The sequence below is a fragment of the Psychrobacter sp. NPDC078929 genome (genome assembly GCF_050267985.1).
Lineage (GTDB): Bacteria > Pseudomonadota > Gammaproteobacteria > Pseudomonadales > Moraxellaceae > Psychrobacter.
This window is the reverse complement of sequence record NZ_JBNNFX010000010.1, coordinates 31,433-55,567: the sequence shown is the minus strand read 5'-3', so window position 1 is coordinate 55,567 and position 24,135 is coordinate 31,433. Positions and strand designations below refer to the sequence as shown.

At 43.9% G+C, this 24,135-nt stretch carries 21 protein-coding genes; 6 read left to right on the top strand and 15 right to left on the bottom strand.

Annotation, left to right across the window (positions count from 1 at the left end; all coding sequences use genetic code 11):
• Nucleotides 1-42 precede the first annotated feature (42 nt).
• The gene (locus tag ACQKCG_RS07405) at nucleotides 43-3,123 is read right to left on the bottom strand and encodes an insulinase family protein (RefSeq protein WP_101206044.1); all 3,081 of its coding nucleotides are present in this window, start codon (nucleotides 3,121-3,123) and stop codon (nucleotides 43-45) included.
• A 296-nt stretch (nucleotides 3,124-3,419) separates the two neighbouring features.
• Here ACQKCG_RS07405 and ACQKCG_RS07400 point away from each other — a divergent pair, with 296 nt between their 5' ends.
• Entirely contained in the window at nucleotides 3,420-3,881 is a 462-nt protein-coding gene (locus tag ACQKCG_RS07400) for a universal stress protein (protein WP_101206045.1), read from the top strand.
• Nucleotides 3,882-3,984: 103 nt separating this feature from the next.
• On the top strand, nucleotides 3,985-4,446 hold the full coding sequence (locus ACQKCG_RS07395) for a universal stress protein (RefSeq protein ID WP_057761630.1): 462 nt from the start codon (nucleotides 3,985-3,987) through the stop codon (nucleotides 4,444-4,446).
• Nucleotides 4,447-4,553: 107 nt separating this feature from the next.
• Here the strand turns inward: ACQKCG_RS07395 and ACQKCG_RS07390 are convergent, their stop codons facing one another.
• The gene (locus tag ACQKCG_RS07390) at nucleotides 4,554-5,489 is read right to left on the bottom strand and encodes a LysR substrate-binding domain-containing protein (RefSeq protein ID WP_101206046.1); all 936 of its coding nucleotides are present in this window, start codon (nucleotides 5,487-5,489) and stop codon (nucleotides 4,554-4,556) included.
• A gap of 220 nt (nucleotides 5,490-5,709) precedes the next feature.
• On the opposite strand from ACQKCG_RS07390, the gene ACQKCG_RS07385 reads away from it, so the two are divergent.
• Nucleotides 5,710-6,831, top strand: coding sequence for a YeiH family protein (locus ACQKCG_RS07385; protein WP_101206047.1), 1,122 nt, complete (start codon nucleotides 5,710-5,712; stop codon nucleotides 6,829-6,831).
• Nucleotides 6,832-7,071: 240 nt separating this feature from the next.
• On the opposite strand, the gene ACQKCG_RS07380 is transcribed toward ACQKCG_RS07385, so the two are convergent.
• Nucleotides 7,072-7,281, bottom strand: a complete 210-nt coding sequence (locus ACQKCG_RS07380; RefSeq protein ID WP_045453470.1) for a cold-shock protein — start codon at nucleotides 7,279-7,281, stop codon at nucleotides 7,072-7,074.
• 243 nt (nucleotides 7,282-7,524) lie between these two features.
• Nucleotides 7,525-7,947, bottom strand: coding sequence for a YbaN family protein (locus tag ACQKCG_RS07375; protein ID WP_101206048.1), 423 nt, complete (start codon nucleotides 7,945-7,947; stop codon nucleotides 7,525-7,527).
• A gap of 731 nt (nucleotides 7,948-8,678) precedes the next feature.
• On the opposite strand from ACQKCG_RS07375, the gene ACQKCG_RS07370 reads away from it, so the two are divergent.
• The gene (locus tag ACQKCG_RS07370; RefSeq protein ID WP_101206049.1) at nucleotides 8,679-9,575 is read left to right on the top strand and encodes an ABC transporter substrate-binding protein; all 897 of its coding nucleotides are present in this window, start codon (nucleotides 8,679-8,681) and stop codon (nucleotides 9,573-9,575) included.
• A 109-nt stretch (nucleotides 9,576-9,684) separates the two neighbouring features.
• On the opposite strand, the gene ACQKCG_RS07365 is transcribed toward ACQKCG_RS07370, so the two are convergent.
• From ACQKCG_RS07365 to ACQKCG_RS07345, 5 genes are all read right to left on the bottom strand, one after another.
• Complete coding sequence (locus tag ACQKCG_RS07365) at nucleotides 9,685-10,995, bottom strand: VWA domain-containing protein (protein ID WP_101206050.1); 1,311 nt, start codon at nucleotides 10,993-10,995, stop codon at nucleotides 9,685-9,687.
• 132 nt (nucleotides 10,996-11,127) lie between these two features.
• Complete coding sequence (locus tag ACQKCG_RS07360) at nucleotides 11,128-11,523, bottom strand: protein-export chaperone SecB (protein ID WP_101206051.1); 396 nt, start codon at nucleotides 11,521-11,523, stop codon at nucleotides 11,128-11,130.
• A 4-nt stretch (nucleotides 11,524-11,527) separates the two neighbouring features.
• Nucleotides 11,528-11,824 (bottom strand): hypothetical protein, encoded by a 297-nt coding sequence (locus ACQKCG_RS07355; protein WP_101206052.1) that lies wholly within the window; start codon nucleotides 11,822-11,824, stop codon nucleotides 11,528-11,530.
• Nucleotides 11,825-11,844: 20 nt separating this feature from the next.
• Nucleotides 11,845-12,372 (bottom strand): hypothetical protein, encoded by a 528-nt coding sequence (locus ACQKCG_RS07350; protein WP_134292579.1) that lies wholly within the window; start codon nucleotides 12,370-12,372, stop codon nucleotides 11,845-11,847.
• 399 nt (nucleotides 12,373-12,771) lie between these two features.
• A complete protein-coding gene (locus ACQKCG_RS07345) occupies nucleotides 12,772-15,741 on the bottom strand; it encodes a valine--tRNA ligase (protein WP_101206054.1) in 2,970 nt (989 codons plus the stop codon).
• A 260-nt stretch (nucleotides 15,742-16,001) separates the two neighbouring features.
• Between ACQKCG_RS07345 and ACQKCG_RS07340 the strand changes: the two genes are divergently transcribed.
• Nucleotides 16,002-17,144, top strand: coding sequence for a formate/nitrite transporter family protein (locus ACQKCG_RS07340; RefSeq protein ID WP_227522967.1), 1,143 nt, complete (start codon nucleotides 16,002-16,004; stop codon nucleotides 17,142-17,144).
• Nucleotides 17,145-17,331: 187 nt separating this feature from the next.
• On the opposite strand, the gene ACQKCG_RS07335 is transcribed toward ACQKCG_RS07340, so the two are convergent.
• The 6 genes from ACQKCG_RS07335 to ACQKCG_RS07310 form a co-directional block, all read right to left on the bottom strand.
• Nucleotides 17,332-18,255, bottom strand: a complete 924-nt coding sequence (locus ACQKCG_RS07335; protein WP_101206055.1) for a bile acid:sodium symporter family protein — start codon at nucleotides 18,253-18,255, stop codon at nucleotides 17,332-17,334.
• A gap of 306 nt (nucleotides 18,256-18,561) precedes the next feature.
• Entirely contained in the window at nucleotides 18,562-19,068 is a 507-nt protein-coding gene (locus ACQKCG_RS07330; protein WP_101206056.1) for a YbjQ family protein, read from the bottom strand.
• A gap of 48 nt (nucleotides 19,069-19,116) precedes the next feature.
• Nucleotides 19,117-19,557: a YbjQ family protein gene (locus ACQKCG_RS07325; protein ID WP_227522968.1), complete on the bottom strand. Its 441-nt coding sequence runs from the start codon at nucleotides 19,555-19,557 to the stop codon at nucleotides 19,117-19,119.
• 108 nt (nucleotides 19,558-19,665) lie between these two features.
• On the bottom strand, nucleotides 19,666-20,223 hold the full coding sequence (locus tag ACQKCG_RS07320; protein WP_101206057.1) for a UPF0149 family protein: 558 nt from the start codon (nucleotides 20,221-20,223) through the stop codon (nucleotides 19,666-19,668).
• A 289-nt stretch (nucleotides 20,224-20,512) separates the two neighbouring features.
• Nucleotides 20,513-20,749 carry a PA3496 family putative envelope integrity protein gene (locus ACQKCG_RS07315; protein ID WP_057761656.1) on the bottom strand — a complete coding sequence of 79 codons (237 nt, stop codon included), beginning with the start codon at nucleotides 20,747-20,749 and terminating at the stop codon, nucleotides 20,513-20,515.
• 186 nt (nucleotides 20,750-20,935) lie between these two features.
• Nucleotides 20,936-22,393: a hypothetical protein gene (locus ACQKCG_RS07310; RefSeq protein WP_101206058.1), complete on the bottom strand. Its 1,458-nt coding sequence runs from the start codon at nucleotides 22,391-22,393 to the stop codon at nucleotides 20,936-20,938.
• 449 nt (nucleotides 22,394-22,842) lie between these two features.
• Here ACQKCG_RS07310 and serB point away from each other — a divergent pair, with 449 nt between their 5' ends.
• The gene (gene serB, locus ACQKCG_RS07305) at nucleotides 22,843-24,033 is read left to right on the top strand and encodes a phosphoserine phosphatase SerB (RefSeq protein ID WP_101206060.1); all 1,191 of its coding nucleotides are present in this window, start codon (nucleotides 22,843-22,845) and stop codon (nucleotides 24,031-24,033) included.
• Nucleotides 24,034-24,135: the final 102 nt, after the last annotated feature.

Here is a 24,135-nt window from a genome sequence, read left to right as displayed (position 1 = left end):
TTTTTTGTGCTTAACTTTTAATCAAAAACAAACCTAATGGTCTTAGCTCTTAATTCTACAAACCTCAAAGCCTAGGCCTTTTACTGCCTCTTCTTTGTCGTAAGGCGCTAGCACCGCACGTACATGCTTTTGACCTTGTAGATATTGCTTGGCAACGCGCTGCAAATCAGCGACCGTCACGGCCAATATCGACGCTCGCATTTTGCGCTGCCAGTCAACACCACGATGATGCAGATTTGCAAAGCAGGCTTTGATTGCTTCGCCTGCAGGAGAGCCCGGCTTATCCATACCTGAAATAATACCTAAGATAGCTTCTTCCAATTGCTCATCGGTCTGTGGCTCGTTTAATAACCACTCGATACTGGCATCAAAGTGAGCAAAGGTCTCAGAGCATTGCGGATCACGATAGCTAAAGAACTTAAAGGCACAAGCGTTGGCATCATAGCCCGCACCGCCACCATAGGCACCGCCACGCTCACGAATCGCACTGTGCAAATAACCGTTACGTAGGTAAGGCGCTAACACCATGAGTGCAGCGGTATCAGGATGGTCAGCAGCAGGTACGGTATAAGCACTGGCATTGTGATAGACATTGGTTGGTACTAACCATGCTAAATCTGCAACATCTAGCACGTCGTTTTTAACATCGTCGCCACTCTCTAATGTTTTGACTGTATCAGTCGCACCATTCAATGCAGTATCTAATTGCAGGTTTGCAAACTCACTTGGAATATTTGCTACTGCGTTCGTTAAATCATTAGAAGCGGTCGTCGCTTGGCTGTCTTTCCAGCTATCGACGATTAAGCTACTCAAGCGTTCGGTTTGCTCTGCCTCACAGATAATAACGGCATGCTTAGGCAAGCTGATCAGACGTTGATGTAAATCCATCAAGCTCGTAGCCAGTTGATCCCACTGAGCATCATCTGTACTAGCATGTGCCAAGAAATCTTTAAGTGCGTTCAATGCTGGTAGGCCGCTGCGCACATATTCCAACTGCGCTTGGCGACTCATGCCACGACTGGCCGTTTGCATGGCGTATGAATGACCAGATCCTGCTAGATTTGATTGCCAACCTGCTTGACGCTGTTGCAAGATTTCTTTGATACGGTCATGCTCAGAGAAGATACTATGCTCCATGACTTCTTTGAGCAAATCAATCGCTTCAGGCTTGCGATTTAGCGCACGCGTTGCCACCACAAAATAACTGCTAATTGCTTGGCTATCATCGACGTTGGTACGCTGGCTAATACGAGCGGTCACACCAGAAGAATGCGCTGCTTGCTTAGCTTGCATCTCGTGAGCGCTAAGCGAGTCAGTACCTAGCTCAGACAATAGACTTAAATAAATAGGTAGCAATGGATGATTAATCACATCATTGACTGGTAGCTCATCTGCGCTCGCATTACCGATTGCCTCAGTGAGTGGAACAATCACTTGATAGTAATAAATGCCATTGGTGCCGGCTTCATACTCAAATAGCGTGCCGTCTTGCCCGCTCAAACGCACCTGCTTTTGCGTGCCTTCTTTAAAGCTGATATCCGTTGGTACGTCTTCTAGACCTACTTTTGGTAATAAGCTTAAATCATCTGGCGCAGCTTGACGTGCAGCCAAATCTAAGGCTTGTTGCTTCAAGATCGACTTATCATCAGCAGTCAAATCCATCGCGATAGTATCCAAACGAGTCTGCTCAGCTGCTGCCAAACGGGCTGTTTTTTCGCTATCAGGGGTCATCGTTACGCGTACGCGATGCTGATTGTCCAATAAATGCGTTTTAATCAAGTTCGGTAGCCACTGTGGATCGACAACTTGCTCACGTAGCCACTGTAGGTGCTCGTCTACTTCCCAAACATCGATAGGGTTGCCGTCATGAATAGCGGTACTAAAGCCCTCTAGCATAAGGTTTAGACCATAAGGTATGCTATCGCCGCCGATGTGACGCTGATCAATTTCAATCTGATGCAGAATGGTTTCGATTGTCTCATCATCAACTGGTGAATTGGCTACTTCGGTCAGTAAGTCAATAATGCCCTGCTCGACCGCTTCGGCGTGTTCAGGGTTAGAACCGCGCAGTCCCGTATAAAAGACCATTTCATAATGACTGTCATCAAGTCCCAATAGCGGACTTGGCGCTTTACCTAGTGGATGGCTGTCAAGATAAGCACGCAATGGCGAGCCTGCATGCTCAATCAATACGCCTTCTAATAGACGCAATGCTAAGCGCTGCTTAGGATCGGTAATCGATGGTAGCAACCAAGCAACCACATGATGCGTCTGATCTGGGCCCGCTTCGTCAGCAGTATAAGTGTCAACCGCGCTGATTGGTGAAAACAAACGTTGCTCAGGACGCGATACATGCTTTTTGCCTGCTTCAAACTGAATCAAGGCATCTTCGTGTATCTTCGCTTGCGTCTCAGCAACAGGAATATTACCGAAGCTCATGATCACACTGTTTGACGGATGATAATGGCTCTGGTGAAACTCGGTCAGCTCAGTGTGCGTCAAGTCAGGAATATCGGCAGGATCGCCGCCTGAATTATAATGATAGGTCGTCGTTGGGAACAGATGATGAGCAACCGTATGATATAGCTGATCAATCTCGCCACTCATTGCGCCTTTCATTTCATTAAAAACAATACCTTTAAACTGCGGCTTGTCATTTTCGTCAAGCTCCACGCGAATGCCTTCTTGGGCAAAATCGAGCGGATGAATATTGGGGAAAAACGACGCATCCAGATAGACAGCAAGCAAGTTAAAATAGTCGTTTTTGTTTTGCGTCGCGTATGGATAGGCCGTCCAATCAGCGGCGGTCATCGCATTCATAAACGTGTTTAATGAGCGTTTAATCATTGAGAAAAACGGATCACGTACTGGGAACTTATTCGAACCACATAATGCCACGTGTTCTAAAACATGCGCCTCGCCTTTTGAGTCCATTGGCTGGGTGCGAAAACCGACCAAAAATGCATTTTCATCACTTGGGTGTGCCAGATGATAATGCATCGCTCCTGTTTTTACATGCTGACTGATCAGCACATCCATCGATAGCGCCTCAATATGGCGATGCTCAATCAGCTCAAATGCTGGATGCAGCGTTAAATCAGCAGTAAATGGCGTGTCCGTCATAGTTATCCTTATCGCTTATCATGCGTATAGTGCCCTGACTGTCAGGGAAAATAGAGTAATAAATTGGCTAAAAAAGAGTTGGCTTAGCGCTATTAGTGGGGCTGCGACATGGATAAGTCAAGGCAGCAGCCATGCAATAATCCACCACATAATCTACGCGGCTATCAACTTTAACTATTAAAGCCTTATAGTTACAAATTTATAAATATCCACAATTTTATTATGGATTTATTACTTAACAAAGGTGATTTGCACTGCTACTATAAAGTTAACTATTAACAGGAGTGGAGTACTTTATGAGCTACCAACACGTTTTACTGGTTACTGACTTGCTGTCTGATGCGGACAAAGTGGCGCTAAAAGCCAAACGTATTCTCGCAGGCTCTCCTGAAGCCAGACTGTCTGTCTTGCATATAGTCAAAGATGACATGGTTCGCTTTGGTTACGAGCTCGTGCCTGCCTCTAGCCTCTCGGGTAATGTCGATAATGAAAAGTGGCAAGAAGCACGGGCGAAATTAGCGCAATTTTTGGCACGTAATGAGCTAGAAGCAATCAACTCTGAGGTCACCGCTGCCATCTCTAATAGTAAAGGTATCATTAATTACTGCCGTGAAAAAGACGTCGATTTACTTATCATTGGACGCCATGAGCGCCATGGTATCGCTGCTTGGTTGGTAGGAGCCACTGCCGATAGTATCTTGCCAAATGTCCCTTGCGACAGCTTAGTGGTGAAGCTTGATCAGCCTGTCTTGGAATAATTGGCATTGATTGCTCCAATCCGCTGCTAAAGACGACAAGCTTTACTTAACAGCGCCCTAGAGTAGTGCTATAGTAAATACTATCTGACATGAGGAAGACGCTATGAGTTACGAACATATTTTACTGGTCACCGACTTACTCTCTGATGCAGATATAGTCGCCCAAAAGGCCAAGCGCATCGTCGAAAACCGTCCAGGCTCTAAGCTATCTGTTTTGCATATTGTCAAAGACACCATGGTTGGCTTCGGCTATGAGCTGGTGCCTGCCTCTAGCCTATACGATGAGATTGATGATGAACGCTGCCAAGAAGCGCGTGCAAAGCTGGCGCAATTCCTTGAACGCAATCAGCTAAATGCCGCAACGTCGGAAGTCACGACTGCCATCTCTAGCAGTGAAGGTATCGTCAGCTACTGTCATAAACACGATGTCGATCTATTGGTCATCGGACGTCATAAGCGTACTGGTATCGCTGCATGGATCAGTGGCGCGACAGCAGATAATATCTTGCCTAATGTACCTTGCGATAGCTTTGTGGTGAGATTGGACAAGCCTGTTTCAGCATAACAATATGCTTTGATTGTCTTATATTATCTAAAGCATGTCTCAAAAAAAGCGCAGCGTAACTTTTAACGCTGCGCTTTTTTATGGCTAATAGTTTTTAGAGTCATCGTTTAACTCTGTTGAATAATATCTATAAAGGTTTGCCAAATGGGGCTTTGGTGACGGGCTTTGTGCCAAACTAGCCACCATGTCCTTGATAGATCAATTCCCGCTACGTTCACTTGTACCAGCTCACCTGTTGCCAGTTCTGTCTCAATTACATGCTGCGATAGACAACCAAGACCAATATCTGCACTCACCATGTGCTTGATGGCCTCGGACTGATGTATGGCCTTTACCACTTCTGCATTGGGTAGATACTTAAGCAATTGCTCGTCGATAATCTGCCGTGTGCCTGACCCTGCCTCACGTACCAATAGCGGCAACTGCGCTAACTGATTAATACTCAGCTGATAGTAGTCCTTATCTTCGCTATAGGTAGCTATACCCTTTAGCCACTTGCTATCACGCTTGGCAAATATCATCAGCGTATCAGTACGCCATTCGCGCTGCTCAATGGCTTTCATATCTACCGGACGCGGCATTCCTTCTACCAGCGCGATATCGATATTTAGTTGCTCAACCTCGCTAACTACCTCTTGCGTATTGGCAATATACATATCAACATTGGCATCGGGCAACGCTTCATATAGCTTGCCAAGCAATGACGGCAGCACGTAGTTGCCGATAGTGGTACTGGCACCGATATGAATCTGCCCTGCTTGATACTGATGATAATGCTCAAGCGTGAGCGACTGACCCAAGATAGCCTGTGCCTGTATATAAATCGGATGGGCATTGGGATGTTGATTGAGCCTGCGACCGACGCGCTCAAATAGCGGCATCTGTAGTCTAGACTCTAACTCTGTCAGTGCACTACTAACCGCTGATTGTGATAAATGCAGCTCCTCACTGGCGCGACTGGTGCTGCCTGTCTGATAAATACTGACAAAAACAGCAAGCTGCTTAAGCGTAATCTTTGGCACTGTCTGCACAGATTTTTTCATAATATTGATATTGCCTTATGCCAGTTTTTGCGCTGTTTTATTCGTGACGTTTGTCTTTTTTGATGCTTATGCGCGGTATACCTATTTTTATTATAGATACTAACCTAAAAAATCGATAGTTTATATCTTATTAATCTGTTTTTATTATAAATACAGCAGGCATATACTGTCTATTCATAAGCTTATGCTTATCTTAATATAAGTAATAGGATGCCGCATCATGCAAACATTCGTCCAATCAGTCAGCAACTCCGTTCATAACTATACCCCTAATCACCGTCACTTGGCGGGATTGGTAGTCGTTCTGATTGGTAGTTTATTTTGCTTATGGTTGGACAGCAGTTTGGATATCTGGTCAAACGGGCATATCGTTGGACTATCCTCTTTAACGCTAGCAATTTTGCTAGGTATGATCTTAGGCAATACTATCTATCCCAAATTCACTGAACGTTTAAACAGCGGCGTTTGCTTTTCCAAAGGTCAGATACTGCGACTTGCAATTATGTTTTATGGGTTTAAGCTAACCATGACGCAAGTTGCGAGCGTCGGTATGCCAGCGATTATGACGGATGCACTGGTACTGACATCAACTTTTTTGCTGACCTATTGGTTAGGTACTAGGTGGTTAAAAGTCGATAAAGAAACGGTTATTTTAATTGGCTCAGGGGCAAGTATTTGCGGTGCTGCTGCCGTCATTGCCGCAGAGCCTGTGGTCAACGCGCAAGCTCATAAAGTCACTATCGCCGTGGCAACTGTGGTGGTGTTTGGTACTATCGCGATGCTGCTCTATCCTTTTTTATATCATCTTGGTTGGTTACAGCCTTGGCTCAGCGCCCAGCAGTACGGAATGTACACTGGCTCAACCGTCCATGAAGTAGCGCAAGTCGTAGTCGCAGGTAATGCAATCAATACCGAGATTGGTGATACCGCGGTCGTGACCAAAATGATACGCGTCATGATGCTCGCGCCTTTCCTGCTTGTGTTATCGTTTGCGCTAACCAAAGATCGCACCGTAGATAGTGCAGCTGTAGAAGAAGATAATAAAGACGAGACAGCGTCATTTATGACTCGTGTCAAACAAGTCAAAGTGCCATGGTTCGCGTTTATCTTTATCGGCATTGTGTTGATACATACTTGGGTGCCGATGTCTGAGAGTGTCGTACACAGTATGGTGATGCTAGATGATGTGCTACTTACGATGGCTATGTTTGCATTAGGTCTGACCACGCATCTAAGTGCGATCAAGCAAGCTGGCGTTAGACCGCTTATATTGGGTGCCATTATGTTTGGTTGGTTGATACTGGGCGGTGGTCTGATTAATATCGGCATTAGCTTTATATAATAATTCGACTGTTCATTTTTAGCTTATTACTTCATTGCACAACATAAAAGGCCTCTAGTTATAAATAGCTAGAGGCCTTTTTGCATTGGTCGCGGTCTAATATGATTAGTTAAAACCTTTCAAATAAGACTTCTACTCGCTTAAGTACTCATATCTTAAATATTAAATCGCAGACGAAAAAAAACGAACCCGAAGGTTCGCTTTTCTACATCTATTCATCTATCTGTCTATAAAGACAAATTAGATAGCAACGATGTTATGTGCTTGTGGGCCTTTTTGGCCTTGAGTTACAGTGAACTCAACTTCTTGGCCTTCAGCCAAAGTTTTGAAACCTGAACCAGTGATTTCGCTGTAATGAGCAAAAACGTCTGCGCCAGTTTCTGGAGCGATAAAACCAAAGCCTTTAGCTTCGTTGAACCACTTAACTGTACCTTTTTGAACGTCTGACATAGTATAATCCTACTTTTAAATTTATTAATGGTCTAGTGACCGGTAACGCTTGCAAATAGCTACTGAACGATAAATATTAAAACGAAGGATTATAACTAATACTACGAGGTAATGATTTGGTGCAGAACTGCTCTTAAGCTTGGGCGTATTATAAGGGGTACATCCCAGTATCGCAAGTCTTATCTCATGTTTCGTGTAACCAGAGCCGTTTATTGGCTGATTTTGGCGCAAATTGCAACGGATTTAGGCATTTGGTAAACGGAACAAATATATCGCTACCCCACTACAGACAGTGGCTACCGCCCATGCCATCCACATCATATCGGCAGGCAAACGATAAAATAACATAATTGTCGATGCTGCCATCATAACCGTCGCTAAACACTTGGCATAAAGCGGAACGGCATGATTCTCTTCCCAATCACGGACGAATTTACCAAAGTATTTATGATTAATCAGCCAAAAATGAAAGCGTCGAGAACTACGCGCCCAGCAGCCTGCTGCTAGCAGAATAAAAGGCGCTGTAGGCATCACTGGCAGCAATATACCGATAATACCCAAGATAAAAAACAACCAACCAAGCGTCACAAAGGTCCAACGCAGCATTGGGCTGTTGGATTGATCAGTCTTGGGTCGGTAATAGAACGCTTTTTTATTGTCGGTCATATAAGTTGTCAGTTATGCCAAATGTCAATTGTCTAGAGTAGCGCCTATTATATAAGCAGCGGCATAGAAGGCTAATATAGAAGGCTAATATAGAAGGCTAATATAGAAGGCTAATCATGCAATATCGCCCGTCTGCGCTCAAGACTATTTATATAAGGTTTTTGCTATTGATAGGTATGTTTGGTTAGTAATTGGGTAAGTACCAATAATAAATGCTGCACTCTTTTATTAATACATTGATTGAAAGCGCTTATAAAAAGCCGTGATAAACAACAGCTATCATAAAGAGCGGTTAACGAACACCTGTCATCACCTGTCATCGTCTTTCCCGATACGCTTGCATCCCATCTTGTAAGTCGTCTATGATGACGCAGTAGCTATCGATAATAGCCATTCGCAGTACGGATTCATTAGCGGTACTGATCGAAAATAATGTAATACCAATCAATCTTGTCGGGGTGCTTTGATTTAACGCTGTAGACACAGCTCACATCATCGCTGAGATACACCCGTGAACCTGAAGCAGTTAGCACTGACGTAGGAAACAAGCGTGACACGCCCTCAGAGGTCTATAAATAAGAGCAGTCTATAGATGATGTACTCGTGATACCTATATCAAACGCCGAGCATCTGACAGTTAGCATTGCGACCTCACTTTTCTTATTTAGCCTTTCTTGTTTTACTTAATCGTATCAGTCTGATTGTTTTCCATACCTAAAAAGGAAACAACCATGCAACCGACCACCAAACTTACTCTGACCCTCGAATGGTTTTTAAACCCTGATCACCTGCCCTTTATCGCTGGTGTGACCACGGGCGCATATGAGCAAGCAGGGCTTGATATCACTATTATCGAGCCAGATGATCACTATGATGGCTTTGCCGAACTACAGAACCAGAGCATCGATCTGCACGTCAATGAGCCTATCCATCTGTTTGAACATTACGTGCCTAATCTACGCGCACTAGGCTGCTTTTTTGAGACCGATGGCGGCATATTGATGCAGCAGTCTAGTATGGATAAGCTCAAAAACAATCAACCTATCCTCATTTGCACCCCTGCCGCTGAAGAAAAGACCAATCGTATTGGCTTTGAGATATTGGCTCGCTATGCCAAGAAAAATGGCTTTAGTATCAGCCGTGATAATGTGACCTTTGTACAAAAAGACTTTTATCACATCAAAAACCTGCAAGAAGACCCAAGCCTAGATGGTGCATGGCTATGCTTTTATAACTTTGAAGGCGTTGAAGCGACTCATGAAGGGTTGGAGTTTACGTTTATCGATCAGCATCTGTCACCTTATCCGAACTTTTCAGCGTTAGAGATTCTCACGACTGATGAGATCTATAGCGCGAAAAAGGAAGCGATAGATACCTTTATCCAAGTGACCAACCAGATGACGGAGCTGTGCAAAAACGAGCCAGAGACTGCTCATCGTATGTATTATGACTATAGTAAAACCGAAGCAGATGTGCTGATGGATGCCATTATTGATAATACGTTAGGTAGATTGATCACGCCGATTAAGCCTGATGCAAATAAATGGGAAGAACTGCGTGAGATGTTAGCCGAGATCGATATCGTGACCTTGACTCATGAGCAATATCAGTCGCTTTGGGCGCTATAGAGATTTTAGAAGTTACAATATTTTGAATAGTAAAAAACCGCCATAGTATTTGCTGTGGCGGTTTTTTATTTAGCTGTAATCGAATAATGAGGTTAACGCAGTAATACTTTTATAGTGAAGTGACTATACCAAGTTGCTTGGCTTCTTTTAGCCACATTGGAAACTCTTCTAGCATATTTTCATACAAGGCTTCTTCGCTGATATCGTCCAAGTCATCGAGTTCAAAAAAGTCGCAGTTATCAATCACACGCCCTGTCATGTCGTCTAGTTTTTTTAGGATGCCATAACCACGACCACCCAAGCCCACAAACTGCCAGAATATCGGTAGTTTCGCCGCTTCCGTCATGACTCTTGTGATACCGCGATTGTCATTCACCCCGCCATCACTGATAAATAGCACATAGACAGGTACATCCAAACCATCTTTTTGATAAAACTCCGTCACGGCTTTCATGACCTCTGCTTCATTGTTGATGCGCGGGCCAAGTGCCCATTTGCGCCAACCGCCATGAGCGTTGTCAATGAAGCCGTCATAGTTGCTCAGCCCAATCTCACCCAAATACTGCGGATCTCGGGCAAACGCCCAACAGTCTAGCGCTTGGTCATCATCGAAGTTCACTGCCAATGGCAATAGGCGGTTGACCACTTCTTGTACGCGACCTTCTTTATATTGTCGATTCATTGAGCCTGTGGCATCTAATACTAAAGCAACTTTAGCCGTTAATTGCTGTAACTGGCGTTTTTCTAGTGAAATGGTAGCTTTTTTGGCGAGGTTAACGAGTTTCGGTGCTTTTTCTAGCATCACTTTTTCTAAGGGAATTTTTGAGGTATTTATTTTAGAGGGTTGCGGAGCTGGTGAAGCCGTAGTTTCATTTTTACCCTCTTCTACATCGCCACCAAAGTGCTGCACGATTGCCGCTAGTCCTCCATTAAAGCCTTGCGCCACATTGGCGACACGCCAAACTCCACTCTTACGATAAAGCTGCATCAGCATACTGGCTTGCTGCTGGGCAAAGTCTGCTGCTTGATATTCTGCCTGCGCTTTTTGTGATTGCTGCCAAATGCCAATCTCTAATGACTGAATTTGATTCAGCGGCGTGTCGGCTGATAATACAAAAAACAAGCTGTCTATATTATCTGCCAGTTTGGATAAATTCACTTCAAACTCAGCTTGGATACTTTTATTCGCCGTTGGCTGCGACTCGTAATGGGTGAGCTTGATTTGCCCGCACGGTGAGGTTGGCTGATTATAAAACACCATGTAATCATCATTGATTAGCTTACCCGCTGCGTCTAAGGCAAAGCAGCTGATGTCCATCTCTATCGGGCTTTGACGAGTGAATTTAAGCGTGATGGGTGCAGTATCGTCAACAGCAAGGTTGCTTAGAGGCGCGCGTTGTCCGATGGTGAGATGGTTCATGGTGTTCCTTACTTTAGCGTGTTATTCCTTTAAAGATGATAGCGTAATTACTGACATTAAAAAACCGCTACAGTTAGGACTGAAACGGTTTTTTAATGTCAGTAAAAATTTTGGATCATGATATTTTTCAGGCTAATTTTCATACCTAAAAGTAGGAACTTCAATCAGAGGCAGATGAAAATTTAAATCAGAACGTGCGCATAATGCGGCTACATTCTCCCTGACATAAGGCAGTAGAATCAAGGGAGCATTATAGTTGGACCAATGCTCTAGCTTATCCCTTGGAAATTCACCTTCAAGTGTAAACACACCAAAAATATCGACTTCCAAACTAAAGCCTTCATTTTTTTTGACGTTACAAATAAAATTTACAAGAATAACATCATCATTAGGTTCAGGAACTTTAGAACCTACTTTAAACTGGACATCGACTTCTAACTCTTCTGCAGACGCTATAGCCTTATCAAAAACTTCTAGATAAAGCTTTTTAACTTGTATCGCTTTCAACTGTATAGGATGATGTTTCATAATTTCACGCAGCTATTAGGTAGTCTTTATCGAAATTATCAATTTCAGAAGAATATATCGATTTATAAGTTAAGTTAATATCTTTGGGCACAAAATAGCCAGATAGGGTTTCTGACGCACAACTTTCCCTAACTGAGTATTGCTCAATTTCATAATGTTCCGTTCTATCTAAATCTAAAAGATGATTTAAAGTAAGAACGAATTTGTTATCTTCTGACTTTAGCAGTCTTTCATTAACATCTATAGGATTCATAGACCTTATTTTTTTTACAGTTGCTTCGAGCGCTTGTTGGAGGTTCATTTTTTTCTCCTTAAATATAACTATTCAATATATTCTATAATCTTAATATCAACTTCATTCTTAACAATAATTGCTAGAAAGGAGTTAGAGAATGCAACATTCTGACCCAAATTAGGCACTGATAAAGATATTTTCAACAAATTGAATTGAAAGTTTAAATTTTTTTCTAATTCTTCTATAAAGAGATCGAGCTTTGCTCCATAGCTCCTCTCTTTGTACTCACCTATTGGAAAAGCAGTGTAAAAACTTTCACGCATCTGAGCATCAAAATCTAATACTTTTTCCTCATCAGATTCTATATGAACGTCAAACTTGACTATCTTACAGTCTTTTCCCTTATCGTAAAAACCTTTCGCTAACGCAAAACTAGACCAAGTTTCTGCACAATGTATTGCCGTTGTTCTATCTTGAGCATAGTACCAAAAATATATCCCTTTCCCTGCTTTACCTATCTTGCCTGTAGGAGAGAGAACAAACCCATTCACTGATATATTTGCTGCATGATACTTAGTCGTACCGTGGATGCCTTTTAGTGTAGATATATTCACAGTTAAAACGACCAGTAACATTTGAGTTTAGGGTATGTACTAACATTTAGCTACGCTAGCTTCGATATTTTTATCAGCACATTTTAGAAAAGTTATATTCTTTGAACACACTTATTATGGAGATATCATCAATAGAATTACATTAATATTTTCTGATATATGTCACAAATAAAATAAAATCTTATTTGTGTACAGAGATTATACATCTTTTGAATATTAACTTCATTATAAACAATGTTATCAGAATCAACTATTTCATCGAACGTATCTGTAAAAGGCCTCTCCTACAGCTAGCGACTATTACATTTAATATTCATAAACTATGTTTAAAATGGGCAATAAAAAACGCCATCACAATTGTGACAGCGTTCTTTATTACTATAGATATTTACGCTTTATTTATAACGCTTTTAACTGCTCCATCTGCGCCGTCATCGCGGTCAACTGCCCTTCTAGCTCAGCCAGTTTCGCTTTCTCAGCATCGACCACTTCCGCAGGCGCTTTACTGACAAAGCCTTCATTACCTAGCTTACGAGCGATACCGTCAGCTTGCTTCTGTAGTTTTTCATGCGCTTTACCCAAACGTGCCAGCTCAGCCGTTGGATCGATCAGACCTTTCATCGGTACGAGTACCCGTAGCTGACCGACCATACTTGATGATGACAGTGGAACCTCATCGCCTTCTTTGACGATCTCCAAGCTCTCGACTTTGGCAAGCGCTTTAAACTGGTTTTTGATACGTGATAAACGCGCATCTTCATCGCTAGAGACGTTTTGTAGTAGCACTGGCAGACGTACGGCATTACCCAGTTTCATCTCACCACGGATATTACGGACGCTCGCGATTAGCTCCTGTAGCCACGCCATATCCGCTTCAGTCTGCTCACTGATTTGGCTGGCATCGGTCTGTGGATAGTCAGCAACGACAATGCTGTCGGTGTTTTTGCGACCCAGTAGCGGCGCGATGGTCTGCCAGATTTGCTCAGTCAGATACGGCATGATTGGATGACTGAAGCGTAGCGCTGTCTCAAGGACGTGCAGCAGTACATAGCGGATTTGCGCTTTACGCTCGCTTGATACCGAGTCATCATTCAGACTGGCTTTGGCAAGCTCAACGTACCAATCACAGTACTCGTTCCAGATAAACTCATAGATATCTTGGCTGACCATATCGAGACGATACTGAGCGAAATGCTGATGAATATCGGCAACGGTAGAGTTCAGACGACTCATGATCCATTTTTCTGGTAATTCCCACACATCAGGATTAGCCGCTTGGTCGATAGGCTTGGCATTGCCTTCGCTATCGACACAGTTCATCAGTACAAAGCGGCTGGCGTTCCAGATTTTATTACAGAAGTTACGATAGCCCTCGACACGCTTTAGATCAAAGTTGATATCGCGACCGGTACTGGCAAGAGAGGTGAAGGTAAAGCGCAGTGCATCCGTACCAAAGGCTGGGATGCCTTCTGGGAACTCTTTACGCGTTTGCTTTTCGATTTTGGCCGCGTCTTTTGGATTCATCATGTTGCTGGTGCGTTTCTCTACCAACGCTTCTAGCTCAATACCGTCGATGAGATCGATCGGATCTAAGACGTTACCTTTTGATTTTGACATTTTTTGACCATTGCCATCACGTACCAGACCATGCACATAGACGGTCTTAAACGGTACTTGCGGCGTGCCATCTTCGTTTTTCACGAAGTGCATGGTCATCATGATCATGCGGGCCACCCAAAAGAAGATAATGTCAAAACCTGTCACCAATACGCTAGTTGGGTGGAAAGTGTCCATCACGCGTGGATCGGCGTTGGCGTCTGCCCAGTCAAGCGTACTGAATGTCCATAGACCCGAGCTGAACCATGTATCGAGTACATCATCGTCTTGGCGCAGTTTGACATCGTCGCTTAGGTTGTATTTAGTTCGTACTTCCGCCTCATCACGTGCGACATAAATCTCACCTGTCGCATCGTCATACCATGCAGGGATACGATGACCCCACCACAGCTGACGGCTGATACACCAGTCTTGCAGGTCGGTCATCCATGCCATATACATGTTTTTGTACTGGGCAGGGACGAACTCAATGCTGCCGTCTTCTACCGCGTCAATCGCAGGCTTGGCAAGCTCTTTAACTGCGACATACCACTGATCGGTCAACCACGGCTCAACGATCGTACCGCCACGCTCAGCACGCGGGGCTTTTAGTGCGTAGTCTTCGATATCTTCTAGCCAGCCCTGCTCGCCTGCTTGCTCTACAAGGAATTTACGCGCGGCAAAACGCTCAAGTCCTGCATAGTCGCTCGGTGTAGTCTCTAGCTCTGGCTCACGTGTTTGCAAATCAGGATAAACTTCCATCGCTGGCAAAATATTGGCGCGCTCATCAAGGATGTTAATCAATGGCAAGCTATGACGACGACCCAATTCATAATCGTTAAAATCATGCGCTGGAGTGATTTTGACACAACCCGTACCGAAGTCTTTTTCGACATAGTCATCGGCAACGATAGGCACGACACGACCCGTAATTGGCAAGGTAATGGTTTTGCCGACTAAATGCGCATAACGCTCATCGCTAGGATTAACGGCGACAGCGGTATCACCAAGGAGTGTCTCAGGACGCGTGGTAGCGACGACCAGATAGTTTTTACCATCTTGGGTGGTTAGGTCTGTATCGGTGAAATGATAGCGGAAATGCCACAAGCTGCCTTTTTCGTCATGGTTTTCTACTTCTAAATCAGATAATGCGGTTTGGAACTTTGGATCCCAGTTAACTAAGCGCTTACCACGATAAATTAAACCATCATCAAATAGACGAACGAACACTTCTTTTACCGCATTGGACAGACCATCATCCATGGTAAAGCGCTCACGCGACCAGTCAACCGAGCTGCCCAAACGGCGAATCTGGCTAGTGATATTGCCGCCTGACTCTTCTTTCCATTCCCAGACTTTATCGATGAAATCTGCACGCGTCATATCACGGCGCTTGATACCTTGCGCCTCCAGACGACGCTCAACGACCATCTGGGTTGCGATACCCGCATGATCCGTACCCGGCTGCCACAGCGTATTGTCACCATCCATACGGTGATAACGGGTGAGCGCATCCATGATCGCATTGTTAAAACCATGACCCATGTGTAGCGAGCCAGTGACGTTTGGCGGTGGCAAGGCAATAGAAAATGACTCGTCTTTATCAAAAGTCGGCTGAAAATAGCCGCTTTCTTCCCAGCCTTGGTACATACCTGCTTCAACTTCCGCAGGGTTATAGGCGCTCTCTAATTGGCTTAGCGCCGCTTGGATCGACTGGGTCAGATTGGTTTTCGCATTGCTATCAATGCTGGTATCGGTATTAGGATTGCTCATAATAGGGTGATCTTATTGTTGATAATGAATGTGGTCAAAATGAGATAGCGCGAAACGCTATAAAAACAGGAAAAGTAGTTGATAGTGTGATTTTAACGCAGATAGGCAGATTTTGTTAGATGGTAAGGCAATTTATAAAGCCTGAAGGCGATTTATTACTCAAATTGTTAATCAATTAACAACAGCAATCAAAAGAATGGGAAATATAATAGAGATTACTTATGCAGCAAAATCATTAGCCTATAACCAGCGAGCCAACCGTGTCCCAAGATACCGAGCATGACCATGATTCTCAGGCTAATCGACCAAACGATGAGCGTACAAATGCGAGTACCACTACTCCTGTGCCTGAAGGCGACGATACGCTAGAAGAAAACAGCGATTCTTCTAAAGACATTGAGGTAGATAAGGATGCAGACGACACGACAGACAGTCATGCAAACGAAACTTCAGATAGTGACGCAGACGAACCTATCAAAGCCACCGAAGATCTGGATAATGATGACCTACCAGAAGAAATCAGCGACGAAGACAAAGAAACCATCAAAAAGGTCGCCAGTGATGACAATCTAAGCCAAGCGAAAAGCTACGCCAGTATCTTAGTCGAGCAAGTTATCCACGCAAAAGAAACCTTTGAGCGTTCACTTGGTTCGCTATTTACCAGCGCCTTTACAGCTGGTCTAGAGATTGGTATCAGCTTTTTTATGATTTTATCGATGTTTGCCCTACTCAATGATGTGATACCCAGTCGCTATGCGATGGTGCTGTCGTCACTGCTGTATCCAATCGGCTTTATTATCGTGGTGATTGGTCAGTCGTTATTATTTACTGAGCAGACGTCCCTCTTGAGCTTGCCTGTCTTAAATAAAATTGAACCGCTACATAAGCTGTTACGGCTATGGGGTATCGTCATCGCTGGTAATATCGTTGGCGGCTGTATCTTTGCAGCATTAATGATTGGTCTGGGACTACATATGCATCTGTTTACAGACCATGCCATCGATGTCTATGCCGAGCATATCTTAGGTTTTGAGTGGTGGGTTATCTTTGGTAGCGCGGTGCTAGCAGGCTGGATGATGGGCGTGGCCGCATGGCTAGTGACCTCTGCACGAGATACACTTAGCCGTATCGTACTGGTGACGCTGATTACAGGTAGTATCGGATTTTTAGGCTTGCATCATAGTATCGTGGGCAATATCGAGATATTTTCAGCGCTGCTATATGGCAATACCGTCAGTCTTTGGCGCTATTTGGTATTTTTAGTCGTGGTATTGGTGGGTAATACGGTAGGCGGTGTGGTGTTTGTCGCGGTACTCAAAAACCGTACGTTCTTATTTGAAATTGAAAAAGTCAAAGAGCAAGCTGCCGAAGCAAGAGCGAAAATGGACAGACGAAGATTCTAGACTTGAGCTAAATTGGTTTGAGCTAAACTGGTTTGAGTTAGAACTAACACTAAACACAAAAGCCCATAACCAGCTTCATTATAAAAAGCGGATTATGGGCTTTTTTTATCGCATCATACACTGTTGATTTTTGCCAAGTACTGTCTCGACTGCGCAACAATGCGTTACTACGGTTATCTTAAACCTCTTACATTCTACGTGCTGCCAATACGCTGTTTTCTATCTCGGTTCTTTTGGCTTTGTTGTGCTGGGCAGTAAATACTCTGACCATGATACCCGCGGTCAAGAACATGATTAGCGTATAAATGGCTGGCGTCATCGACATCTTATAGTTAGCCAATAGCGTCAGTGCCATAAACATCGAAAGCGTACTGTTTTGTAGGCCGACTTCCATAGTAATCGAGCGTCTTTGTGCAGGATTTAGACCGAACCATTTACTGGTGTAATAACCAAGCGCCATCGTCGATACATTCAATATCAATGCCACAGGGCCAGTAGCGATTAACGCTTCAACGATAATATCTCGTTGCACATAGCTTAAGAAAAGTACCAAGAAGCTCAAAAATATCACGCCAAAACGAGACACCATCACCTGTCCCTTGTCTGCCGCGTTAGGGGCATAGCGTTTGATCAACATACCAATACTGACGGGTAAGATAGTCAGAGCAATTAGGCTAATCATGGTCTTGACCACTGGCAACTGAAACTCACTACCAGCACCCATGAAGTATACGAGCGAAAAACTGAGGACGATAGGAATGGTAAATACGGTAATGACACTAGCAATAGCGGTCATGGTGACCGAAAGAGCGACGTCACCTTTGGCTAAATAGGTAAATAGATTCGATGTCGTGCCACCAGGACACAGTACCAGTAACATAACCCCAACGGCATACTCTGGCTCGAGAGACATAGAGGTTGCCAAAGCAAAACCTACCAATGGTAAAAATATTAGCTGATTGGTCAAGCCTATGGCGACTGCTTTAGGGTATTTGACGACTCTCTTAAAATCATTGGTAACTAAGGACAATCCCATTCCCATCATAATCAAAAAGATACTAATGGGAATGACTTTTGCATTTATAAACGTGACTAACTCAACACCTTCCATAACTACATCCTTGTAGATAGAGCCCTTACACGGGCAGGTTTATGACAACCTCGTCATGCTCAATCAGCCAATCCTGCTGATATCTTGGGTAAAAGCCACCGACGTTGTCAGCTCTTTATATGACACTTTTCCATACAGTCGTGTTTTTTAAACCGACAATTTTTGATAAAACTGGTTACTACGAACCGAAATAATAACGGAACGGCAAAATTCAGTATATCGTTGTAAAAATGTATGGTTTTGATTTTTCTGACTACTCGTCAGTCAATTATAGGTTTTTACACTTGAAAATAAACTAGAAATGATTTAAGTGGAGGTTTTGTAATTTATAGCAGATGTAGAGTGAATATGGTCGATACTGATAACAGCTGTACCGTAGGCGATGGCTTCGACCATACTGCCTAATTGGTTAACATTGGTTACCTCAAGACGTAACCCGTAGATATGCGTGTAGCCTTTGGCTTTTGCCTCAGTCCGCATACGAACGATGGCTTCGCGGCGCGCACGATCTAGCAAAGTTTCATAGGTGGTTAAGTTTTTGCCAAAGACACTTAATACGCGAGCGATGATCATTTTGAAATAATCTTGAGCGATGACGACACTACCAAGCACTAGCTCGCCTTCACTGCCCGCTGCTAACTTGGGACGATATAGACGTTCGCTTGAGACAGTGATATCGCCCAATGCTTGCTCTGCTACTGTTAGCTGTGCCAAATGCTGACGCTCATGGCGTGACCCGAAGAACCAGCCAGCTGCGAATAAGAAGACAAACGGCCCGTAATTGATGAGCACTTGTGTGAGTGAATCATTCATAGCACGTTTCTCATCGTAAAAAGCATTGGTGCTTTTAGTATTATAGGATTAACCAAAAGGATTAAAACGCGGCAAATCATCGGGTGCGACTTGGGTCTGAGTACTCACATTTTGGCTGGAATGATTGTAACCATCGCTTGGCGGGTTTTGATACTGCTGCTGCGATATCGGCGCAACCTTGACCGCCGTACCATAGACAAACAGCTCTGAGGCACCTTGGGCAATACTAGAAGTAGAAAAACGTAGACCGACCACTGCATCAGCCCCTAGCGCCTCTGCTTTGACAATCATGCGATCGATTGCTTCTTGGCGTGACTCTTCTAATAGCTCGGTATAAGCCGTCAGCTCACCGCCAACGATGTTTTTTAACCCAGCAAACAGATCCTTACCCACGTGCTTTGAGCGCACGGTACTACCGTACACCACGTCTAGGCGTTCAGTGATTTGATAATTAGGTAAGTGTTCAAGGTTAGAGAGTTGCACAGTCATAGGATGACCTTATCGGTGACTTATAAAATACATGGTAAACCAAAGCGCTGTGATACAGCATAGACAAGACAAAAACAGCACTGCTAACAGCGCTGTTTCTTAGCATTACTAATCGTTGGTATGGAACAATAAGAACAATTCAGTCAAATTGCCTTCGATGCTATTGGCCATCTGTACCATTTTGTCTTCGTCTTTACGCATCTCAGACAGCTCTGGATCTTCATCATCAATACCGCTAAGTACGATCATTGGCAAGGTCAATACTGCGACGTCTTCTGCCGTTTCTTGATCTTCAAACCAATCGCTTGCTTCATCACCATACATGGCATCAACGAAACCAATTGACCAAGCAACGATGTCTGACTCGTCAGAAAAATCAACCGCCACTTCTTCGTTACCAGCATCTTCACCAAACGGTAATTCGATCGGCGTCTCGTTTTTTAACTCAGCCATGATCGAATCGCGCCAGCGTTTGATACCGTCGATGACGTTGTCTGGAATCTCACTTACGTGACCTTCGAACAGGGCATCCATCCAGTTAGGCAATGGACGACCGATAACCGTCGCTGTCAAAAAACCATGCGCTGCGACACTATCTAGCACGAACTGGCTTTCTTGATTGTCCAAATAGTCTAGTAATTCATCAAAACTTAGTTGGTTACTCATAATTTGGTTTTCCTTAGCAGATAGATGTCATCAATCGCAGTGGGCGATCGGTTAAATAAAAGAGGACGAGTACTTATTTTAAGACTAAAGGCTGCTTAGTTAATCAAACTCAAGCAACCTCTATCGGGTAAGTATTATCGAGATGAACTGGTTGCGAGCAACCTAGAAAATTAGAAAACAGCAGGCAACCAGTTTGATTGGTTAAATGATTTTAGTCATTAAAATAGCCACTGTCATTAAAGTAGTCACTAAAGCACTTTAGTCCGCTTAAAAGACTGACGACGATAAATTAAAAATCGTCATCATCCCAATCATCGCCATCTTCATCGAAGTTGTCTATATCGTCTAGATCGTCTTTTAACTCTTTAGCCAAACGCTTTTCTTCTAGCAAGTTATCGATTAGCCGACGTTTTTCAAGACTACTTAAACGTGTACGTACGCTCGTCTCAGCTTCTTCAACCATCTTTGCATCATCATCGTCGACAAAATCATCATCAAAATCGTCGTCAATATCAGCGTCACTCATGACAAACTCCTATCATTTTTAGGCAAGGGTATTAAGAATACATCAATATATATATGCCTTATAAAGTCTCTATTGAATGTTGTCAATCCTTTTTCGCAATATGGTACATTTCAACCTTACGATTAAGATAGTCCAGTAGGCTATATAACAGACAATTGTAATATAAATGACCAAATACAGTTGGCATTAAATGTGTAGCTCGTCCTCATCTTCAATCATCAGAACTGCGTTGCGCACATCGGCCAAACGCTGAATCAATGAGTCGTTAGCCCCATCAAATATTGCACACTCGCGCTCATAGACAGTGGTTGGACGCATGATGTTATGTACTTGTACGTGATTGCTGATTTGCTTGAGACCGGCATTTGGCAATAGTATTAATAGCTGCTCTTTTTTGCCGATACTCTGGAGCAGGTGAGTCATTGGCTCTGACTGCGCGTCATCACTGACACCCGCTTTTGCTGGTAAGGCAAAACGTGACAGCTCAATGTGCTTGTCGTGGATAATTTTGTTTAGCATTAAGTATAGCTTGGCAAGCATCACGCCTGCGAGTGCCACTTTTGCATGGCTATTATCAGCCTTTAGTACCACACTTGCGCCATTATCTTCAAAGTGCGCTTCATTCATCGCACTCACGCCCAGTAGCAATGGTTGTCTTAGTAGCTCAGTCACGGCTTGATTGAGTAGCTGGGTGCAGAGTGCTAGATACGGAAGACGCTGCGCAGGCGCAAGGCGTTCAAGCATATTGAACTCATCATGGAATACAATTTGAACTTTGACGCTATCAACAGACCGTGTGGCAGACAGTTTAGACGTATGACTGGTAACTTGAGAAGCAACACTATCTGTATCCGCTATTTCGCTTTCGCTACCTTCACTCGCACTCGCTAGATTGTCAGTATCACTACCTGTTTCTTGGTTTTGCTGCGTTCTAAGGTACTCGTTCACTTCATTATGCACATTAAACTTGCGGGCATTAGTCACTTCGTCATTTCTGACATTAGCCGTATTATCTGTCGCTACTTGACTGTCTGCCAAATGAGACGCTGATTGACCCGTTGACTGGCGCTCAAGTTCACGGTCGTAGCCGCGTTGATCGACTGGTCTATATTGGTCACGATACAGCTCTTGGATATCTCGACTTAACGCATTAATTTGCTCTTTGGTCGGACGAGCGAGGTAACCGTAAATCAGCCAAAGCAGTAAATGTAGCAGCATGGTGCCGATGACAAACGGCCATTGCATGGCGATAATCTCGCCTTTGCTAACGTCTTTCAAAGTCAATGCAACGCTACCGATAACTGCATCGCCATTGGTGGCGATTTGACGAATAGTGTCACCTTGCTGCATCGGCGCATTGCCTACTGGCACCAAGATATCGTCGTTGTTGTCCTTAATCAGTATCCGTGTGACGTCTTGCTCGCTGGTATAGCGATTGGCAATAACGCTTAAGCTCACGCGGTCTTTATTTTCTAAAGACAACCTTGCTTCATCAATCAGCTGGGCGACCATCTGCTCGCCTTTTAACGCACGACTATTGCTCAGCTGTTGGTCAGTACTAATGACCAATAACAGCGTCTGCAAACAAAAACTAACCAGAAGAATAATGGCAAACAACCCTTGCCGCGGCGCTAAATACGTCATGATATGTTAAACTTTTTTGGAGAGAAGAAATTAAAAAACGAGGCTACTGCTCATTTTTTGGCTAATTTTTAAACAATTGTGATGCGCGCCAATGGTAGTGCGCACATAGTTGTAAAGCAGTACTGATTATTAGCGATTATCGACACCATCAATATTGTTGCCAGCTTCGCTATCTTTTGCCTTATTATATTTTGCGAAGGCATCGTTAATAAGAAAGCACCGTTGATAAACAGCCAGCTTATCTCATCTACTATATCACCATAATAAGCCTTATAGCGTGAGCGCTTTATAAATTTATCATAATAACTTTCTTGCATTTTCTATGGCTTCTTACGCCATAAAATCTGTTCTTTAGCATCATTGTTACTTTGCGCGTCATCTATAGGCGCTGCTCAGTAAAACTGTTATTATTCCTAATCTTATATGAGCATACAAGGGACAATTGAGCCATGCCAAAAAATACATCTTATTCGTTACCAAAAGACAGCAAAGCATGGCAACAAGCCGTTGATTCTATTGCGGCATTATTACCCGAAGATACCAATTTGCAAGACTTTGATGCGCTACAGTCGCTACCTGTTTTTGCGCTCATCGTAGTACTGCCGACTCAGGTATCCGCATTGGATATTCATCAGTACGTTCAGTCGTGGGTCGATGAACAGCCAAGCTGGCATCTAGTGACCGTTGCCGAAGATACTGACGCTAGCTTCGTCAATATCACGGTATCTGATACAGAGCCTACAGCGGCAGACGCACAGCGCCTACCCTTTACCCATACTCAAGTCTACCGTTATCTGCTAGTACCAGTCACTGACACGCTGATGCACCCTGGCAAAAAAACCGCAGCCGCTCACATCATTGATGATCAACTGACCGCTCGCCTGCGTCGTGACCTAACTGAAGAATATAACAATACACGCAGTGCAGATAGCACAGGCAACATAAACGTCGTGGACTGTCATATCCTGTCTGTCGGTCATATGCTGCGGACACACAAGCTTGCCTGCTTTGACATGGATTCAACCTTGATCGAGCAAGAAGTCATCGTAGAGCTAGCAAAAACGGCTGGTATTGGCGAAGAAGTCGAAGCCATCACTGAAGCAGCAATGCGCGGTGAGATTGATTTTGATGAATCGTTTGCTCAGCGCGTGGCATTATTAAAAGGCACACCAATTGACGTACTGGATGATATCTGTAGCCGCCTGACCGTCTCGGTAGGTGCGCGCACCACCATCAGTGCGCTAAAGGCATTGGGATATCATACCGTGCTAGTATCCGGCGGCTTTACGTATTTTGCCCGTTATATCGCGGAGCAGCTGGGTATCGATGAAGTGCATGCCAATGCTCTAGATATCGAGGAAGGTGAAGTCACTGGTCATGTACAGTGGCCTATTGTTAACGGTGCCAAAAAAGCCGCTATCGTTGAGCATACTGCTGAGCGCTTAGGCATTGAGATGTCACAAGTGGTCTGTGTCGGTGACGGTGCTAATGATTTACCGATGATGGCGCTTGCCGATCTTGGTGTGGCCTATCATGCCAAACCAATCGTTCAAGCACGTGCTGATGCCGCTATCAACGTGACAGGGCTTGAAGGTACTCTGTACGCTCTTGGCTATCCTGCACTGGCGCCTACTGAGTAATTGCAGGACGCTTTATGCCATTTCATAAGCTAGGTTAATGTTTTGTCATTAATCTGGCTTTTATGCTTTAGGATGTGGCTTAAACAAGAAAAGTAGCGTAGA

What these genes read in the sequence shown, in the direction of transcription:
- ACQKCG_RS07335 (WP_101206055.1), bottom strand. Translation starts at nt 18,255, where the DNA reads ATGGAAGGTGTTGAGTTAGTCACGTTTATAAATGCAAAAGTCATTCCC.
- ACQKCG_RS07355 (WP_101206052.1), bottom strand. Translation starts at nt 11,824, where the DNA reads ATGAACCTCCAACAAGCGCTCGAAGCAACTGTAAAAAAAATAAGGTCT.
- ACQKCG_RS07315 (WP_057761656.1), bottom strand. Translation starts at nt 20,749, where the DNA reads ATGAGTGACGCTGATATTGACGACGATTTTGATGATGATTTTGTCGAC.
- serB (WP_101206060.1), top strand. Translation starts at nt 22,843, where the DNA reads ATGCCAAAAAATACATCTTATTCGTTACCAAAAGACAGCAAAGCATGG.
- ACQKCG_RS07385 (WP_101206047.1), top strand. Translation starts at nt 5,710, where the DNA reads ATGCAAACATTCGTCCAATCAGTCAGCAACTCCGTTCATAACTATACC.
- ACQKCG_RS07310 (WP_101206058.1), bottom strand. Translation starts at nt 22,393, where the DNA reads ATGACGTATTTAGCGCCGCGGCAAGGGTTGTTTGCCATTATTCTTCTG.
- ACQKCG_RS07345 (WP_101206054.1), bottom strand. Translation starts at nt 15,741, where the DNA reads ATGAGCAATCCTAATACCGATACCAGCATTGATAGCAATGCGAAAACC.
- ACQKCG_RS07360 (WP_101206051.1), bottom strand. Translation starts at nt 11,523, where the DNA reads ATGAAACATCATCCTATACAGTTGAAAGCGATACAAGTTAAAAAGCTT.
- ACQKCG_RS07395 (WP_057761630.1), top strand. Translation starts at nt 3,985, where the DNA reads ATGAGTTACGAACATATTTTACTGGTCACCGACTTACTCTCTGATGCA.
- ACQKCG_RS07320 (WP_101206057.1), bottom strand. Translation starts at nt 20,223, where the DNA reads ATGAGTAACCAACTAAGTTTTGATGAATTACTAGACTATTTGGACAAT.
- ACQKCG_RS07405 (WP_101206044.1), bottom strand. Translation starts at nt 3,123, where the DNA reads ATGACGGACACGCCATTTACTGCTGATTTAACGCTGCATCCAGCATTT.
- ACQKCG_RS07330 (WP_101206056.1), bottom strand. Translation starts at nt 19,068, where the DNA reads ATGAATGATTCACTCACACAAGTGCTCATCAATTACGGGCCGTTTGTC.
- ACQKCG_RS07390 (WP_101206046.1), bottom strand. Translation starts at nt 5,489, where the DNA reads ATGAAAAAATCTGTGCAGACAGTGCCAAAGATTACGCTTAAGCAGCTT.
- ACQKCG_RS07325 (WP_227522968.1), bottom strand. Translation starts at nt 19,557, where the DNA reads ATGACTGTGCAACTCTCTAACCTTGAACACTTACCTAATTATCAAATC.
- ACQKCG_RS07370 (WP_101206049.1), top strand. Translation starts at nt 8,679, where the DNA reads ATGCAACCGACCACCAAACTTACTCTGACCCTCGAATGGTTTTTAAAC.
- ACQKCG_RS07375 (WP_101206048.1), bottom strand. Translation starts at nt 7,947, where the DNA reads ATGACCGACAATAAAAAAGCGTTCTATTACCGACCCAAGACTGATCAA.
- ACQKCG_RS07365 (WP_101206050.1), bottom strand. Translation starts at nt 10,995, where the DNA reads ATGAACCATCTCACCATCGGACAACGCGCGCCTCTAAGCAACCTTGCT.
- ACQKCG_RS07400 (WP_101206045.1), top strand. Translation starts at nt 3,420, where the DNA reads ATGAGCTACCAACACGTTTTACTGGTTACTGACTTGCTGTCTGATGCG.
- ACQKCG_RS07380 (WP_045453470.1), bottom strand. Translation starts at nt 7,281, where the DNA reads ATGTCAGACGTTCAAAAAGGTACAGTTAAGTGGTTCAACGAAGCTAAA.